11 protein-coding genes are annotated in these 18,086 nt (G+C 37.0%); 2 read left to right on the top strand and 9 right to left on the bottom strand.

The window, feature by feature from the left end:
* Nucleotides 1-314: 314 nt before the first annotated feature.
* Nucleotides 315-791 (bottom strand): hypothetical protein, encoded by a 477-nt coding sequence (locus tag L1275_RS13945; protein ID WP_253474605.1) that lies wholly within the window; start codon nt 789-791, stop codon nt 315-317.
* Between the two features lie 3 nt (nt 792-794).
* Nucleotides 795-950, bottom strand: coding sequence for a hypothetical protein (locus L1275_RS13940; RefSeq protein ID WP_253474603.1), 156 nt, complete (start codon nt 948-950; stop codon nt 795-797).
* A 197-nt stretch (nt 951-1,147) separates the two neighbouring features.
* Here L1275_RS13940 and L1275_RS13935 point away from each other — a divergent pair, with 197 nt between their 5' ends.
* Nucleotides 1,148-1,846: an ABC transporter ATP-binding protein gene (locus L1275_RS13935; protein ID WP_253474600.1), complete on the top strand. Its 699-nt coding sequence runs from the start codon at nt 1,148-1,150 to the stop codon at nt 1,844-1,846.
* 58 nt (nt 1,847-1,904) lie between these two features.
* On the opposite strand, the gene gltS is transcribed toward L1275_RS13935, so the two are convergent.
* Nucleotides 1,905-3,101: a sodium/glutamate symporter gene (gene gltS, locus L1275_RS13930; RefSeq protein WP_253474597.1), complete on the bottom strand. Its 1,197-nt coding sequence runs from the start codon at nt 3,099-3,101 to the stop codon at nt 1,905-1,907.
* A 285-nt stretch (nt 3,102-3,386) separates the two neighbouring features.
* Between gltS and L1275_RS13925 the strand changes: the two genes are divergently transcribed.
* A complete protein-coding gene (locus tag L1275_RS13925) occupies nt 3,387-4,529 on the top strand; it encodes a DEAD/DEAH box helicase (RefSeq protein ID WP_253474594.1) in 1,143 nt (380 codons plus the stop codon).
* 119 nt (nt 4,530-4,648) lie between these two features.
* Here L1275_RS13925 and L1275_RS13920 read toward each other — a convergent pair whose 3' ends face one another.
* From L1275_RS13920 to L1275_RS13895, 6 genes are all read right to left on the bottom strand, one after another.
* Nucleotides 4,649-11,215, bottom strand: coding sequence for a choice-of-anchor J domain-containing protein (locus L1275_RS13920; protein WP_253474592.1), 6,567 nt, complete (start codon nt 11,213-11,215; stop codon nt 4,649-4,651).
* A gap of 157 nt (nt 11,216-11,372) precedes the next feature.
* Nucleotides 11,373-13,025, bottom strand: a complete 1,653-nt coding sequence (locus tag L1275_RS13915) for a tetratricopeptide repeat protein (protein ID WP_253474589.1) — start codon at nt 13,023-13,025, stop codon at nt 11,373-11,375.
* 255 nt (nt 13,026-13,280) lie between these two features.
* On the bottom strand, nt 13,281-13,919 hold the full coding sequence (locus tag L1275_RS13910) for a peptidylprolyl isomerase (protein WP_253474586.1): 639 nt from the start codon (nt 13,917-13,919) through the stop codon (nt 13,281-13,283).
* 198 nt (nt 13,920-14,117) lie between these two features.
* The gene (locus L1275_RS13905) at nt 14,118-15,695 is read right to left on the bottom strand and encodes a calcineurin-like phosphoesterase family protein (protein ID WP_253474583.1); all 1,578 of its coding nucleotides are present in this window, start codon (nt 15,693-15,695) and stop codon (nt 14,118-14,120) included.
* Between the two features lie 59 nt (nt 15,696-15,754).
* On the bottom strand, nt 15,755-16,642 hold the full coding sequence (locus tag L1275_RS13900) for an endonuclease/exonuclease/phosphatase family protein (RefSeq protein WP_253474580.1): 888 nt from the start codon (nt 16,640-16,642) through the stop codon (nt 15,755-15,757).
* A 4-nt stretch (nt 16,643-16,646) separates the two neighbouring features.
* Nucleotides 16,647-18,077, bottom strand: a complete 1,431-nt coding sequence (locus L1275_RS13895) for a SusD/RagB family nutrient-binding outer membrane lipoprotein (protein WP_253474577.1) — start codon at nt 18,075-18,077, stop codon at nt 16,647-16,649.
* Between the last annotated feature and the right edge of the window lie 9 nt (nt 18,078-18,086).

The following is an 18,086-nucleotide window of genomic DNA, read 5'->3' as shown; positions in this document are numbered from 1 at the left end:
TACTAGCGGTAGTGGGACAAATTAAGAGATCGTTAGTTATAACAAGCATTGCTCGTTATAGAAGTGGCCATTCGCACAGTTTAGGCTTAAGCCCGTAAAGTATCAGATCCAAGTCCGATCAAAAAATGGAAAATCCATTATCTAGAGCAGTACCATAGTATTTATAATCGTGTTTGCCAATCTATTTAAATCTATAGCATACCACGTCCAATGACCTATTAATCGTCACTATTTACAATAACTAAAACGGACAACTTATTAATCAATAAAATGACGCCTTGCTTATTTAGTTGCTAAACACGGGAATCGCAGCGTTATTGAAACATTATTGTTTTTTTACTCTTGGGTATTTTAACCAGATAATACGGTTGCGACGGCATTTCAAATCCGCGTTTCTTATCGCGCCAACTGATGTAAACCAGCTGGTTGTTGGTATCCTCTATAATACTATCCACTGCGACAATAAATCCCGAATGCGGACGGACCTTATCAAAAGTCGCAATTAGATCAAATCGTGTAAAATCAATGTCGTTTTCGATAAAAGTGTCGGAAACTCGATTGTTTGTATTGATTTTATCCACTAAATCACGCCATTCTTGCTGTCCTGTAATCCATAAACTGCCCGCTTCAATACCCTCACTATGGTTGCCCAGTAAGTTACCATTGCCTACTAAAGACCACTCAATTGATACCGGATACTTGATGTTGGATTGTTTTTCTGACTTCTTATCTCGGCAGCTTATAACTAACAAAACTACCGCTATCACATATAATTTGTATTTTATAATCATAGGTTAACTGTAAAAGGTTTTTGTTAAAATCAATTCGATAAAATCGATGGTTTTACCTCCATAGAATAGGTAAAACAGCGCTTTGATATCCCTTTTGATTTCCCACAATTCGAATTGAATTCCCTTTAAAAAACCAAAGTTCACATCATTTATATACAAAAAAACATAATTTTTAAATTATTGGTGAAATATATTTCAAAAAGTAAAATAAAAAAAGTAAAATTTGGAATTTTAACACACAGTATATTGTTAAAATTTAATTATATAAAGAATAATTGCTAACAAAGAATAAAAATTTACTGAGAACTATTTTATTCTATTTAAAAACGTTGTTACTTTGTTTAAAAAGCAAACCCATGATCCACGCTACTCATATCGAAAAGTATTACGAGAAATTGCAAGTTCTTAAAGGAGTTGATTTACATATCAAAAAAGGAGAGATTGTATCGATTGTAGGAGCCTCTGGTGCTGGTAAAACCACCTTGCTTCAAATTTTGGGAACTTTAGATCGACCTGCTGTAGTGCCCCAAACCACCTTGATGATTAATGGTCAGGATATATTGAAGCTCAACGACAAAGAATTATCTGCGTTTCGCAATTTAAATTTGGGGTTTATATTTCAGTTTCATCAGCTTTTACCGGAATTTACCGCCTTGGAAAACATCTGTATTCCAGCGTTTATAGCTGGTAAAGAAAAAAAAGAAACCGAGAAGGAAGCCCGAAAATTATTGGAATACTTGGGAATTAGTCACCGAGAAAAACATTTTCCTTCGGAGTTATCTGGAGGCGAGCAACAACGCGTTGCCGTTGCGCGTGCCTTGATTAACAAACCTGAAATCATCTTTGCCGACGAACCATCGGGAAATTTAGATACGCATACGGCAGAGAACCTTCATAGGCTCTTTTTTAAATTGCGTGATGAGTTTGGACAAACTTTTGTCATCGTTACTCATAATGAAGAATTAGCCAATATGGCCGATCGCAAACTCACTATGGTAGACGGACTGATACAATCACCCGATTATACAGTCATTAATGATGCTGTGACCATTTAATCAGCATTACAAGGCTTTTTACTATAACAGTACTCCTAATCTTACTAAATCTAGAGACCTATTTTAAAAAGGCCACGAATAGTTTGATAAACACGTTGTTGATAATATCGACAAAGAAAGCACCAACCATAGGCACGATTAAGAAGGCTTTATGTGATGGGCCGTATTTACTCGTTATGGCCTGCATATTGGCTACAGCAGTAGGTGTTGCCCCTAATCCAAATCCGCAATGCCCTGCACTTAATACTATCGCATCATAGTCTCTCCCCATCACCCTATAGGTGACAAATATGGCGAAGCATATCATCAAGGCAGTCTGTGCAATCAACACGATCAAAATTTGCGAAGCCAATCCTGCTAGATGCCACAACTGTAGCGACATTAAAGCAATCGTTAAAAACAGGTACAAACCGGTATTTCCCAACACATCAACCGCATGATCATTGACGATGTAAGTAGTAAAATGAGCGAGCATATTTCGGATAATCACCCCGATAAACAAACACCAAACAAAATTGGGTAATTCCAACCAAGTACCTTTAAAATACATATATAAAAACTGACCTAATGCAATACAAATCGCAAACATCGTCAGGGTTTCGATCATATTATGTACGTTAATTCGGCGTTTAAAAAGCGGATTTTCGAAATTTTCTGTAATCGTGTCGTCGTCAGTATTTGCACCGGGTTTTATCTTGTTTTTATTCAATAGATATTTCGCTACGGGTCCACCGATAACACCTCCCATCACTAAGCCATAAGTTGCACAAGCTAGTGCTAATTCAGAGGCACCAGTAATACCAAAAGAGGTCGTCAGATCATGTGCCCATGCCGCACCCGTACCGTGTCCTCCGGTCAATGTAATCGACCCAGCAATCAAACCATAACTCGAATCCAGTCCCACCAAATTAGCCATGGATATACCAAAAACATTTTGAATAAAAATAAAACTCCCTGTTAAAAGCACAAAGATCACCAAGGGCTTACCTCCTTTTTTAAGGCGTGCGAAGTCTGCACTTAAACCAATTGAAGAAAAGAAAAACAACATCATTGAAGTTTGTAGGCTCTTCTCAAATTCGAAACTCATTCCGGTAAAATGATAAATCAAATACAATATAATGGCGATAAAAAAGCCACCTACTACCGGTTCAGGTATGTTGTAATCCTGAAAGAATTTTACCTTTTGAACGATAAAAAAGCCCAGCAAAAGTACTAGACAAGCAAAGGTTAACGTTTCGAAAATATCAAATACCATAGTTAGATCAATTAATTGTAAAAGTGAAAGCGGCAAATTTAACTCATCCTAAGGTATAAAGAAAAATTAAAAAAGTTATTTTTTTTCTATAAAAAACATCGATTTATTAAAAGCTTCATGCATAATTAAAACTTTTACGTTCATATAGCTAATAAATAATCAGTTACTTAATAAGGAATACCCTAAAAAAGTACTAATTCCCATACCGCGACCAAAGATGTCGCAGCGATTTATAAGGATTATAAATCCAGCATAAAACTGTATCTTTGTCGCTTAAATCATTATATGTCATTTCAATCATTAGGATTATCGTCACATCTGAGTAAGGCCATTAACAATTTAGGTTTGCTAAAACCCTTTGAAATTCAATCTCAAACTATTCCTTTAATACTCAAGGGAAAAGATGTTATGGGAATTGCAAAAACGGGCTCGGGTAAAACTCTTTGTTTTGTAGCTCCATTGTTGCAAAAGATACAACATCAAGATTATGAGAAAAGTCGTAATATCAAGGTATTGGTATTGGTTCCCACTCGCGAATTGGCGGTACAGATTGAAAAAACATACAGTGATCTTCAGTCTGCATTAAGACGACCGGTACCCTGTATGGCTGTATACGGAGGAGTATCGATCAATCCACAAATGAAAAAAGTTTATGGAACTGAAATTCTAATTGCAACCCCAGGTCGTTTATTAGATCTTATTGACCAGAAAGCCTTGTCCATTGAAAATTTGGAATACCTGATCATCGATGAGGCAGATAAAATGTTTCAATTGGGTTTTGAAGAGGAAATGAATCGCATACTCGATATGGTTCCTGCTAAGAAACAAACGATTATGTTTTCTGCTACTTTAAACGACAAAGTACAGCAAATTAAAAAAACCTTGGCAATCACTCCTGAGATAATTGAAGTCAAAGAGGAAGCCTTAGAATTGGAATCCATTGAGCAAGTCGCATATCGCGTGGCTAGTGAAAGCAAGGGTCCTTTTTTAAGATATTTAATCAAAGAACAACATATATCTCCGGTTTTAGTTTTTGTCTCCTCGACACGAACTGCTGAAAACCTCGTTGAAAAATTAAAGAAAAACGGCATCAATGCCTTAGCGGTTCACGGAAAAAAATCACAAGGAGCACGTATGGACAACTTGGCAGATTTTAAAGTTGGAGATGCCGATGTATTGATCGCTACGGATCTAATTGGTCGTGGAATACATATCGAGGGATTGCCATACGTTATCAATTACGAATTGCCACGTTCACCTTTGGACTACGTGCACCGCATCGGTCGAACGGGTCGTGCACACGAACATGGAAAAGCGATTTCCTTGATTACCGCAGACGATGAACACCACTTTAAGATTATTCAGAAAAAGATGGGTCGTCAGGTTGAAATATTAGAAACGGACACCATAGATCTCAAAGGTTTGTAAATCACAGTCAATAGCTATTTACAACCAATACCTCTTAAACATATAATGATCAATCACCAATTCATTTGGGATTTGGTTATCAATAAAAAAGCCGGCAGTTAAAACTGCCGGCTTTTTTATTACTTATTAATTTGAACCCAACCACTGCGGGTCTTTTCATGTGCTATGATCACATAGAAATAGGTTCCATCAGGCAATCTATTGCCCTTTTTATCTTGTCCATGCCATTGTTTGGTATAGGTACCCTCAAAACGGAAAACTTCAGAACCATAACGGTTATAAATAATCATACTCGTGACTCCGTGTAATGATAAATCAAAATCGTCATTTAGTCCGTCTCCATTTGGAGAAATTCCCTTTGGAATCGGACAATCATCAAAGCGGATCGAAAAACTACTCTCGTCGGTACATAAGCCGTCATCAGATACCGCATACACATAAACAGTTTGTGTATTTGTTAGTACCGTACCTGCTTTTAACTCCATACCTTTTCCACCAGATTGTGTATAATACTTATTGTCTGCAGCTAATGGTTCTAACTCATATAATTTACACTCCAAAACCACATCTTTAAAAACAGCAGCCTTTACAGCCTCCGTAATGGTTACCTTATAGGATATTTCCTCATAACAGCTTGATCCATTATCTTGAAAAACATAGATTGTATGTATTCCCGGTTCACTCAATACGCCAGCCGCAAAATATTCCACTCCCTTTGATGCCGCTTCTGAATAATAATGCTGACCTACTTCCAATTCAGGAAAAGTATAACTCGCACAGACAGCCACATCTTCCCTCTTTTCTGGAATTTCTCCTGCCGTTGCCTTTAAAATCCATTCGAAAATTTCGGAACAACCCGTTCTCTTATCCACAACTTTAATGTAAATAAAGCTGTTTTTTCCAGTGGTTTCTAATCTATAACTCTTTGCATCAACGATAGGATCTGTTCCCAATTTCGCGCCCTCTTTGGTCGTAAAATAGGTAAATGTATAATTTTCGGGAACTGCTTTTGACAACATTTGGGGTTCAATATCCGTTAAATTTAGAATTAACGGTTTTACCGATTTTCTGCATATAGCTAAACTTTTAGGTGAAGCCACTACCGCAGAAATTGCTGGATAAATTTCTATTTTTACCTTTCCTGTGATTTCACATTTTAGTTCTAAATACTTCACTATAATTTTATAAGTACCCGACTCGCTAACTTCCAAGTCTGCACCATCTTCACCACTGATCAAAACATCATCTTTAAACCATTGAAAAGAGACGTTTTCAGCAGTGACACCTGATTTGATTATTCTCGTTTCTCCATTACAAAGTGCATTGCCGGTTTCTACGAGCAAATCAATTCCCAAATCAATTTTCCCTAAATCAAAACTACCTCCTTTTAAAAAGACTGCGGAATTAAATCGTTCATCACGATAGTCAGCTATAGCCAATTTGATATGGTATTTTTTACCGGGTTTTACGGCTGATATAGCAGTCATCGGTACGGTCATTCCGAAATAATTTATAGGATTGTCTCGAACAGGCAAACCTTCGTATCCATAATATTTATCAAAATACTTTTCATTGGTACTGCCACAACTATAATTCCCTTGGTATTTAGCATCGCGAATGGTCGTCACCGAAATCGGTACATTCGTTCCCGGAACTACTGCTAAGTTGGTCATGGTCTGTGTTTCTAAATCCGTCAACAAAAAGGCAAAAACATCCGAGAATTTACACTGGTACTCCGGTCCATATTCATTGGCGGCAAATATAAAATCAAATTTGATCGTATCTGTAATCGGAATAAAGTCGAATTCCAACACTGAAGCATTAACACTGCCCGCTGTTTGTCCATTTTCTAATAAGATCGTTTCCAAATCATCGTCGCCTAACCATAACTTCGTACCGTCACTTTGATTGATACCACTAGGTCCTTTTGCCGTTTCTACACCATTGGTTGCCAAAACGATACCATTTTCAAATCCAAAAGTAGAATTGTTTCGCTCAAAATAACCGATGCCGTTGGGTTCATTTCTAAAGTTGGTACCCGTGCGGTAGGTAACATTGGAGACCAAATCGCACTCGGCTACCACCAAAACCTCTTTGACCAATTGTTCAACACTATATTTATCTCCCGCTGGACTTACATCGATAAAATACGGCGTCGTGATACACAATGAAAAGTAAAAATCAGGATCTTCAACAGCAGTACCTATGCGGATATAATACTTTTGTCCCGCCACCAAATTCTTTAAAGTTCTGTATTGATCTCCGAAACTATAAATACTAAAACATTCTAAAGCTGTATTTCCGATAGTGCTACAATCCTGACTGTAAAGCGAAAATGCAAACTCAGGAAACACCTGATCAGACAAGCTGAAGTAATCAGACAAGGTGATAACGTGTTCATCACGAGTTGCTGTAAATTCAAACCAAATATCTTTTTTAATGTCCGTGCTACCACAAGTAGGCTCTGGTACAACAGACACTTGGGAATTCAGGAAAGTCCCGACCATGCTTTGCTCACATACTCCATTTTTGCTTACCGGAATATGGGTAGCGCCGCCACAATCGTCATTGGCACCTACTTTTGTTCCAGAATGCACTGGAGTAGACCAATCACTAGTAGTATTTCCATCGCTACATTGAGCTCTGACATAAATTGTATAAGCTTTACCGGCCGTTAAACCATTTATAGTAGTCTTAGGAGTGTTATTAACTGCTATTTTTTGTATCGGTGTTGCTGTTTCATCTTGTCCTTTATACACTACGATAACTTCCCATGAACTGACTCCACCATTTTGTTGCCATTCCACCTCCATACTCGTTGTAGTGTGATTAGCCGTTTTTATGTAATACGGTTCTGGGCAATGCGCTACCTCCTTTAAGACAATATTGTCAATAATTAACTTAGAAGAACCCTCTGCATTTAAGTGCCAAGCTAAATTTACCATTCCGGGAATTCCTTTAAAAAACACCACTTCTTCTTTCCAACCCAAATTACTATACCCTTTTGAAGCAAGAATAGTATTGGTGAACTTATCTAACGCTAGTCCGTTCGAAGACAGCAGTACTTCCACTTGAGCGAAGTCCGTATCTGAGGACAGATAATGATATTTCAAAACATAATTTCCACTGCCCATATCCATGGTCGGTGAAATTAACCAATCATCGTTTTGTAAACCACCGCCCCAATCATAGGCAGTAATACCCATAGCACGATTTCCTTCGTAAAAAGTATTGGGACTAATACTCCAAATGTTATTTCCCCAAGATCCATCCATATTGCCATCAACAATCGACCAGCATCTCAAGGTTTTAGAATCTTTATTAAATCCCTCCCAAAATGGCAACTCGTAAACGTCACATAGGGTTAAAAATTTTACCGGCCCTGCCCAAACACTATATGATCCATCGGCACAAACCGTGCGGACATAATACTCGTAATCCGTATTTGGAAGTAAATTTTTACCTGAGTGGTCTTGTGTAAGGGTATTTTCTTTTTTAACCGTTGACGTTCCAACGCTTGTTGGGAGCCCCAATCCGATTTCCTGCACAAAATACTCCCACTTTGCTGCTTGAAAATCATCCGTCCAGCTGATGGTCGCTTTTTTGCTTTCGATATCCGTTACCTCTAAGTTTATAGGCTCTGGACACCCCATTACTTCTTCAATAAATACATTATCGAGATAAACCGATTTAGTTCCCTTCCCCTTTACATGCCATGCCAAATAAATTTCTCCGTCTAAATTGGTAATAAAAACCGTTTTCTGCTGATAGACGGTGTGCTGTTTATATAATTGTCCCTTAACTATCACTGTAGAGAAATCCGTTGGTTTAAGTCCAGTACTAGAGGCTAAAACTTCAAATTCATTATCTTCATCTGCACTGTTTGTGCTAAAATGATATTTCAATCGATAGATTTTATTCTTCTCAAATTTCATTTTCGGAGAGATCAACCAATCGTCACTTTCAACCGCTTTGGCATCGTCATAAATACTGTAATACATTGCATGACTTCCTTCAAACTGTCCATAATCTACCGTAGACCAAATATTATTATCCGGTGCTTCTGAATCATTATTACCGTCAATTATAGTCCAACATCTTAAGGTTTTCGAGCCGTTGTTAAAACCCTCCCACAACGGTGCCTTGTTTACGCCACAAGCCGTTTTAAATTTAAAAGGACCAGCCCAAATGCTGAATTCACCATTACCACACACCGTACGAACATAGAATTCATATTCCGTGTTGACGTCTAAAGGACTACCCAATTGGGTGCTATTGATTATATTTTCTTTCTTATTGGTAGCAGTACCCTTACTAGTAGGCGTTTTACCTCGAGATTTCTGAACGAAATACTCCCAATTTTTGCCGTAAGCATCATCCCACATAAGGGTAACACTGCTCTGTTTTTCATCTTTAGTTGCCAACAGTAAAGGTTCTGGACATCCGACAACCTCTTCTAAAAAAACGTCATCAATACTAAACTCTGTTTCACTGTTTGACGTAGTCAAATGCCAAGCGATATTTACAGTACCACCAATTCCATTGATAAACGCCTTCTCCTCTGCCCAATCGGAATTACTATGTCCTTTTTTATTGATTAGGGTGGTTGTAAAATTAGCCGGTGCACTGCCTTTATTGGACAACACCACTTCAAAATCACTGCTGTTATTAAAACTAGTCGCATAGTGATATTTCAATCGATAAAACTTCGCAGGATCGAGTGTAAATTGTGGTGTAATCAGCCATTCATTATATTTAACATTTGAGGATCGCCCTCTAAAACTCAGGAATTGATCACCTTCATATTGACCAACATTGAGCTGTATCCAAATATTATCTATCGGAGAGGTAATATCGATATTGTTGGTAATAAATGACCAACAATCAAAGCTTTTCGAATCGGTATTAAATCCTTCCCAAAAAGGTGTCGGTACAATATCACAAGGTGTTCTAAAAGCTACAGGTCCCACCCAAAGACTATTTTTACCAGGACCACAAGTGGATCTAACAAAAAACTCATACCAAGTGTTTGGAACTAAATTAGCACCACTAGGACCATTAGTCCTAAGTGATGTAAACGAATTTGTTTGTGCCAGCGAACCACTTCCTACTGGGGTCAACGAGGCTCCAAGGGGCTGGGTAAAACACTCCCAATTAGAGTTATTACTATCGGTCCATGTAAAGGTAGCTCTGTCTTTTTGTAAATTGCTGATCAATACCGTTTCATCAGGACCAATACAAGAAACCTCTTCAATAGTAACGAGATCAATATAAACTTGTGTCGTTCCCTTAGCCTTAACGTGCCATGCTATATTAATATCGCCAGTCTGTCCTGTGACATACAAGACTTTTTTAACAAAATCTGGAGTATTGCGTTTCATACTTGGCTCTATAACCAGCTTAAAATCAAGCGGATCAACTCCCTCTTTTGACAGCATTACCTCAAAGTCGTTGCTGTAAGCTGTAGAGGTCTTATAATAATATGTTATCGCATATATTCCTCCATTCATTTTAAAGGTCGGAGAAATCAACCAATCATCATTAACTGCCGCATCTCCATAAAAATACATCCCCTGGTCACCTTCATAGAGCGCATTAGTACTTTGCTTCCAGATATTATCACCAGCCGTATCCAGCGCATCCTTATTATTATCGCGGATTCGCCAACATTCGAAAGTTGTTGAATTCGCATTAAAGCCTTCTCTAAGGGGAACATTAACAACATTACATAGTGTTTTAAAGACATAAGGTCCAATCCATTGCCCAAATTTTCCACTAGCACATTTTGCTCTAATAAAATATTCATATTCAGTATTGGCTACTAAATTTTTGTTATTGTGGTCTTTTGTTACCACAACCTCTTTTGTCGTACTAGAAGTACCTGCTCCTTTAGGACCAAGTCCTCCCTGCTCTTCGACATAGTATTCCCATGAACTATTCACTGCATCGTTCCAATATATCGTGGCTTCTGATGACTTTACACCCTGAACACTGAGCGCTTCTGGTTCTATACATTCCACCTCTTCAAAAGAAACATTATCTATAAATATATTGGTATATGAGGAAGAGGTTACCTGCCAAGCTATGTTGTAATCACCGCTAATATTTGTAATAAATGCCTGGTGTTCCAACCAAACATCGTTATTATACGTTTTTTTGGAAATGATTACGTTTGTAAAATCTGCCATAGCAAGGCCTTTAGTAGAGCCTAAAACAGCAAATTCGTTCTTCGAACTCGTCGTTTTATAGTTGTACTTTAATTTGTATGTTTTCGAAGCATCCAACTTAAAAGTAGGAGAAATCAGCCAATCATTACTCTTTGAATAGGCTAAAAAATACATGCTTTGATCCCCTTCAAATTGACCATCATCATATACATGCCAAATATTATTACCACTCGGATTTTTCGAGTCTTTATTAGCATCTATAATGGTCCAACAAGCTGAGGTAGTTGAATCGGTGTTAAATCCCTCCCAGAAAGGTAGCATCGCGATACCACACGCAGCCGTCTTCTGTTGTTTAAATCGAAAATAAGGCAACAGATCTAAATCTGGCGCATAAGATTTGGCCTTCCAATCTGCACGGTTTTCTACAACACTCCTACTGTTTTCATTTGCATAAATCGGGTTAGTCAAAACATTCAGCAACACAGTAAGGAACAATAATGCGAAAATAATTTTTTTCATAAGATTATGGTTCTTTTATATTGCTGTAAATATTGATAAAAAATCGTTTTTTAAATCAAATAATGGTGGACAAATTGTGACATACTATAGAAAAAATGTGAGTTAAACCACTCAATTCGCCATTTAAAAACTTAAAAAACAACACATTAAGCACGTTCTACAAAGAGTTGAGGTAAATATACAAATCGGTATCGCTATCGAGATTAATTTTTTTGATGATACGTTCCTTGCGTTTTCTGCAAGCATCTAAAGTAATATTCAAAAGGTTCGAAATTTCTTTAGTATTCAAATTCACATAAACATAACTTAAAAATCGGATATCATTACCGTTTAAATTAGGATGTCGTTGCTTTAGGTTGTTAAGAAATAATTGATTGATCTCTTCAAAATGAACCATAAAATTGCTCAATTCATCACTGGTCGCGAGATGTTGTTTTAATTTTTTTAAACTGCTTGTTAGCGTTGTATTTTCTTTGACGTTTTTAACTTCGGACAATTCAGCTATAATCGTTTCCAATAGTAAATTTCGTTCTGCTAGATGCAATGCTTTTGCCGTATTTTTTCGATTTTTAAATTCGATTTCTTTACTGAGTTCCTGCTTTTCATAATTTAAAAGTTCTACAGCTTCTAAATTCTCATTTTCAATTTTATAAATCTCCTTTTTTTCCTTTTCAATCAACTGGATTAAATCCTCCTCCTTTTGAGCAAAGTTTTTACTATCCATAGCGGCACGCGTTTTATAATTGCGGTACGATAACCAAATGATTACAAACAAAGCTATGATGATGATTAAGGAAACATATAACAGCATTTTGTCTTTTTCTGATGCAATTTTGTTTTCTTGAATCTGATTTTTATATTGGAGAATTTCAAATCTGGATTTGTTATTCATATAGGTCTTTTCATTCTTAAGCTCGTAGTCCTTGATGTGATTAGCGATAATTGAATCTTTATAGATCAACGCTTTTTCGTAGGAATTTTTCTTTCTAGCGATGTCAGACAGTATTTCAAAGGCCGTTATCTTTTCTTGATAGTTGAGTTTGAAGTCAAAAAAACGGTTTGCATAAAGCTCTGCAATATCCAATTTATTCAAATTAAGGTGGGCTTTAGCTAAAATTCCAAATCTAGAGAGTTGCTTAATTTTAGACTCATTGCCTTGAACGACTAATTTTTCACTGTCATCAATGGCTTTTTGATTATTACCGTTGTATAGATCCAATTTAATCAAACCGAGCTGGGCATAAAACTTATAACGCGACTCTTTAGCAGATTTAGTCAAAGCGCGTTCGTAATATGTTTTTGCGAGTTGGTATTGTTTGGTCTCTTCATACAGATTTCCTAGATTGAGTAAATACAAACTCATTTTCTCGAAATTATTGTTGCGCTCAGCCAATTCCAATGCTCTATTAAAATATTCTTTGGCTTGATCGAATTTTTTCTCACCCGAATACAATATTGCAATATTATTAAGTACAATCATTTCGGAATCCGACTTCAGATGTGCAATCGCAATGGCGTAAGCTTGGGTATAGAAATTTAAAGCTTCAGCATATTCAGCGATGGAATAATAATTGTTTCCAATATTATTGATCGCATTAAACTCTTGCAGATACCAATTGTTCTGATGAGCAACTGTTTTTACTTTGGATAATTGAGTTAAGGATTTGAGATTTTCATCTTTTTCTAGTAATTTAACTGCATCTACGATTAGAGAGTCACATTGTTGCCTACTTTGGCCCACGGCACTTTGTAAACCCAAATAACCGAATAACCAAATGCTGATAGTAAATTGAAGAAATTTATGATTCATTAAAGTGTGATATTATTATTTCTAAGCCGTACTATTTGTTTTTACAAAATGATTAAAAAATAGTAAACAAAGCACTATTAATCAACTCTTTAAACAATTCAGTACATAAAAAGTAAATATACTAAAATATAATTCATAATTATTTCAGAATTCATCTACAAATACCCGATTTTTTATGAATAATCAAAAATTCAACTATGCTTGATGATTTATTTATTATTAATAGCCATTACTAGTAGAGCTGCTATCCACATCTCAATCCTGTATTTCTACGATTTCAAAAGGTATGTTTTGGAGTGGAGCATCTTTTGAGTTTGTTTTTAGTCTACTGATTTCAAGTAAGACTTCCAATCCCTCATAGACTTCACCGAACACAGTATAATCACCATCTAAACGAGGTAAACCCCCTTCGGACAAATAATTTTGACGCTGTTCCTCGGTAAAACTCACTCCTTTTTTTTGTTCTAATTCCGTTAATTCATGCGGTAAAACAGATTTTCCTACTACAAAATATAGCTGATTTAAAAATGAAGCTTTTTGTTCGTTATCATCCCTTCCAGCCCCTAATGCTCCCATTTTGTGGTAAGCACGAGGATCAAATTCAGCAGGCAATCGTTGGTGTTGATCTTTAGGAATCCCCGTTTCACGAAGGGCAATAGCATCATCGTGTTCCCCACCTTGTACTACAAAGTTCTCGATCACTCTATTAAACAAAGCCTCGTGATACACACCATTTTTAATAGCCTCTAATATCAAATCTTGGTGTTGAGGCGTAAAATCATAAAGCATCACCTTAAAATTCCCATGAGGTGTTTTAAATTCTAGTCGATGTGACTGAGCCCAAATTTGCAGTTGTAAAAAAAGAGCTAGGAAAAGTATGCTATATTGTTTCATATTTTTTAAGTATTTAAAAGTCAACCATCCTAAAAAGAAGCATCCCCTAAAATAGTTCACAACAATGATACGAATCTATTCTAAAATAGGAGATGTTTTTTTATTGTCTTTTTAAAATGTAGCTTTCCCTTCCCTATAAAAAAAGGACCATTTAATAAATTAAATGATCCCTTACCTAACAACAATCTATAATCAAACCTATTTTTTCTTTTCTATTCGATAGCTCTTTTGATCGGTGTACACTCTGTCAAACATATCTTTTACTCTGATTTCCACGGTATGCGTGCCGAGTCCGATATGAAACGGTAATTTTCCCTTCCACAAATGCGCACTATTGACAGCATTAGAAGGTCTTCGACCTTCTAGAAGAGTATCTGATAAATCCCAACGTTGTACTTTTGCGTAAAAACTCGGATCAAATGTTTCTTCCTTAGTCATCTTAGTCCATTCGCCTTGATCGACTCTATATTCGACTCTATCCAATTCTGTCCCCATGAATATATTGGCATATACTTGTGAATTACCACTTCTTTTATCACCAATAACCTGAGGCATAAAAATTTCCATTTTATAGTTTTCCGGTTTGCCGATAACCTTATAATCCAATTGGTATTGGTTGGCATTTACCGATAAAACAGCATAGCCCCTTGGAGTACCGTCTCTCATGGTTCCAACTGGAACACCAGATTCATCCAGTTCTCCCGAATACCAATCACCAGAGGTCGTACCTGCATTGTATTCATGTAATGGCTTTGAACCTTTCCATCCTTTATCTTTACTGTAAAATTGATGTGTTTGCATGTGCATATGTGCCGAAACCAGCAAAACATTATCAAATCTGCTCAGTAAATCGAATAATTGTTGTCGAGCCTGCTCCTCAAAATGTTTTTCATCTCCGACAAATAACGGAATATGGAAAGACACTACAATCAGTTTATCCTGATCTACATGACGTAAATCATTTTCAATAAAAAGCAGTTGGTCGTCCCTAAATCCACCCAAATAACCACCGGTTCCCCTTGGATTTGGATATAATATATCATCTAAAACCAAAAAATGTGCACCGCTATAATTAAAAGCAAAATTGCTCGGACCAAAGTTTTTCTCATAGGTCTCATCGGATAAAATATCCGTTTTCGCCTCGTAGTTCATATCGTGATTCCCAATCACATTGTACCACGGTAAATTCATTTCTTTCATATACTGCTTATACGGCAGGTGTAAACTTAAATCATCTCCCACCAAGTCACCCAAACTAATTCCGAACGATATACCTGCTGTTTTCTCTTTGGCTTCATCGATGATGGATTTTTTGAAATAATCGAGTTCTTGCATACTATACGGTTGTGGATCTCCAAACAAAAAAGCCTTAAAAGAGCTTTCTTCTTTCTGAGGTACCAATCCGAAATTCAATTCCTTAGGTAGTTTCCCCGTAGGCGCTACTCCCGCGTATTTAAAGTCTGTCGGTGATCCTTTGGGTTTATACGTATAATAAAACTTAGGTAAGTTGAATTCATCGAGCAAAAAAGCGTAGTGACTGGGTTTGATGACAAAAATTTGATTGTCATCGCCTATTGGAAGTTCATACAAACCGGTATCGTTGGTCAACACCACTTCCTGTCCGTTTGAAACCGCAACACCAACCAGACCTCTTTCCTTAGAATCTCTTTTACCGTTTTTATTACTGTCTTCATATACATATCCCTTAACCTTGGTTTGAGCAAAACTTAAACTCATGGAAAACAATCCCACGATAATCCATACTGTTTTTTTCATTTATTTTTTTTTAAATGTTGTTGACAATTCTTTAATTTTTCTAACACATCCTAACAATTCTACGGCAGTGATACAGCAATCACTACTGGAAGATGATCGGAAGGGTAACGATGATCCTCGTAGGTCGTATCAATAGCCTCGTAACTGTGTACTTTAATGTTTTTGGAGGTAAACACATAATCTATACGGTGATCGGATATCCCCGTAAAAACGCCTCCAGCAAATCCTGTTCCTACGACCTGATTCTGGTGTATAGGGGTCGACTTATAACTATCTACTAAGCGTGTTTCCAAGGATTTTATAGCTTTGGAATCCGGTAACGAATTCAAATCTCCCATACAAATAATAGCGGCATCACCAGCAATTTTACGAATACGATCTACGATTAATGCACCTGAATTCTCTTTTGCTAAATATTTTCTCCAGTAAAAATGCGTGTTAAATACATAAAAAACTTTACCAGATAAACGGTCTTGAAATTTTATCCATTGTGCAATTCGATAATCAGAAGCATCCCAGCCTTTACTTTTTAAATCTGGGGTTTCGCTCAACCAGAAATGCCCTGTATCCAGTATGGTAAACAAACTACTTTTATAAAAAACCGCCGCATTATGAGAGCCATGCTCTGATCCATAAGGCGTTTTAATATATGCGTAACCGCTTAACTGCATTTCCATATCTCGAAGTTGTTGATCGTCGCCTTCTTGAGTACCGACGATGTCCATATCGTGATCCTTAATGATGTTTATCAGGTGGGCTTTTCTTTTATTCCAGCCATTTCCCGTTAGTTCATCTTCTTGGGCAGCATACCTGATATTGTAAGTCCCAATCTGATAGACGATGTCTTTAGCGGTATCAGCGGTAGTACAACTACCGCCAAATCCCACTGTTGAAAAAAACTGCACTAAAACAAAAATAATAACTGATATGGTATTCAATTTTATCATAATTCTATTGATTCCACCAAACTTTGGCATTGATATGATCACCGCCTTGTCGTTGACTGGCATCGAGATAATTTTGGCTGTTATAGGTTTTTTGATCCGCAGGATACAACAATCTACTCGGCATATTTCCTTGATTTAACATCGATTGTGTTTTGGGTAATCGCGGATATCCCGTTCGTCTGTATTCGGACCACTGCTGATAGTCGGTAAAGTACAACGCCAAGTATTTATGGGTGATAATTTGTTCTAAGGTGTTGTTGTATTTCGCCTTCTCTTGGTTGAAATAACTGTCTTCGACAGTGCTATTTGATACAAATTTGATCGCACTTTTAACCGCTGATTCAAAATACAATTTTGCAGAGGCCGAGTTATACAAGTCGCGTTGGGCCAATTCCGCTTTGATAAAAAGAATCTCCGAAAAAGTTATAATCGGAATTTTCATCGGTGCCACGACCTGTTTGTTATTCATATTCGACGGCGTAAACTGAAATTGTGAATCGTCTCCATCATAAGCACTCGGAATACCTTTAAATCCGATTTCCTGTCCTTGCAGGTTTTTGGCAGGTACAACCAACACCGCTCTTCTCGGATCATTCAAATCGTTTAACAACTCTATAAAGAATTGAGAAACTACCTGACCATTTGAAAAGTCTAAAGCTCTTGACCAAGGCGACAGATTTGGGGTAACTCCAGTTATATTAAGAAAAACAGATTGTTGATCGTTATCTATAATCGGCGTTTTAGCTGGATCAGAAAGGATTTGTACCATTTGAGTTATGGCATCTGGTTTAACCTTCGATATGCGCAACAACAAACGCAAACGCAAGGAATTGGTGAAACGTTGCCACTGCTGTACATCGTTGTTAAAAAGTATGTCCTTCCCATAAAGCATCGGCAATTTGGAATCATAAAGTGCGTTCGCTTGTTCCAAATCTTTTAAAAGCTGTGAATAGATGGCTTCTTGAGTATCGTATTTGGGCATGCGTATCCCCTGGTCGCCCTGAAGCGCTTCTGAGTATGGAATATCACCGAAAGAATCGGTTAAATTGGAAGCGACCCAAGCGTTTAATGTCAAGCCAATAGCTTTGTAATTCGCATCATTGGGTTTTTCTGAAACAGCCAACATCTCTCTGATGTTTTTCATCCATTTATAGGAAGCATCCCATTGAGAGTTACCCGTGCCTTCAATGATTTCATAGCGATGTATACCGCCATAAAAACTTGGATAATTAAATTTTACCTGCATCAAATCTGCCGTTATTCCATAATAGTTTCGCAAATTATTGGACGACATATTGTAGATCACTTCATTGAGTAAGGTACCCGGGCTGATCTGATTGATTAAATTGGGATTGCTGTTGATTTCTTCAAAGTTATCAGTACAGGCGCTCAATACTCCAAACAACAGGACTGCGCTAAAAATAATTTTTTTCATCTTAGTATG

Origin of the sequence: Flavobacterium sp. HSC-61S13, assembly GCF_024171535.1 — a bacterium.
In the GTDB taxonomy this organism is placed as follows: domain Bacteria; phylum Bacteroidota; class Bacteroidia; order Flavobacteriales; family Flavobacteriaceae; genus Flavobacterium.
Note: the sequence above shows the minus strand (reverse complement) of the source record. Positions and strands in the feature narration are given on the sequence as shown.

What these genes read in the sequence shown, in the direction of transcription:
- L1275_RS13895 (WP_253474577.1), bottom strand. Translation starts at nt 18,077, where the DNA reads ATGAAAAAAATTATTTTTAGCGCAGTCCTGTTGTTTGGAGTATTGAGC.
- L1275_RS13905 (WP_253474583.1), bottom strand. Translation starts at nt 15,695, where the DNA reads ATGAAAAAAACAGTATGGATTATCGTGGGATTGTTTTCCATGAGTTTA.
- gltS (WP_253474597.1), bottom strand. Translation starts at nt 3,101, where the DNA reads ATGGTATTTGATATTTTCGAAACGTTAACCTTTGCTTGTCTAGTACTT.
- L1275_RS13945 (WP_253474605.1), bottom strand. Translation starts at nt 791, where the DNA reads ATGATTATAAAATACAAATTATATGTGATAGCGGTAGTTTTGTTAGTT.
- L1275_RS13920 (WP_253474592.1), bottom strand. Translation starts at nt 11,215, where the DNA reads ATGAAAAAAATTATTTTCGCATTATTGTTCCTTACTGTGTTGCTGAAT.
- L1275_RS13935 (WP_253474600.1), top strand. Translation starts at nt 1,148, where the DNA reads ATGATCCACGCTACTCATATCGAAAAGTATTACGAGAAATTGCAAGTT.
- L1275_RS13900 (WP_253474580.1), bottom strand. Translation starts at nt 16,642, where the DNA reads ATGATAAAATTGAATACCATATCAGTTATTATTTTTGTTTTAGTGCAG.
- L1275_RS13910 (WP_253474586.1), bottom strand. Translation starts at nt 13,919, where the DNA reads ATGAAACAATATAGCATACTTTTCCTAGCTCTTTTTTTACAACTGCAA.
- L1275_RS13915 (WP_253474589.1), bottom strand. Translation starts at nt 13,025, where the DNA reads ATGAATCATAAATTTCTTCAATTTACTATCAGCATTTGGTTATTCGGT.
- L1275_RS13925 (WP_253474594.1), top strand. Translation starts at nt 3,387, where the DNA reads ATGTCATTTCAATCATTAGGATTATCGTCACATCTGAGTAAGGCCATT.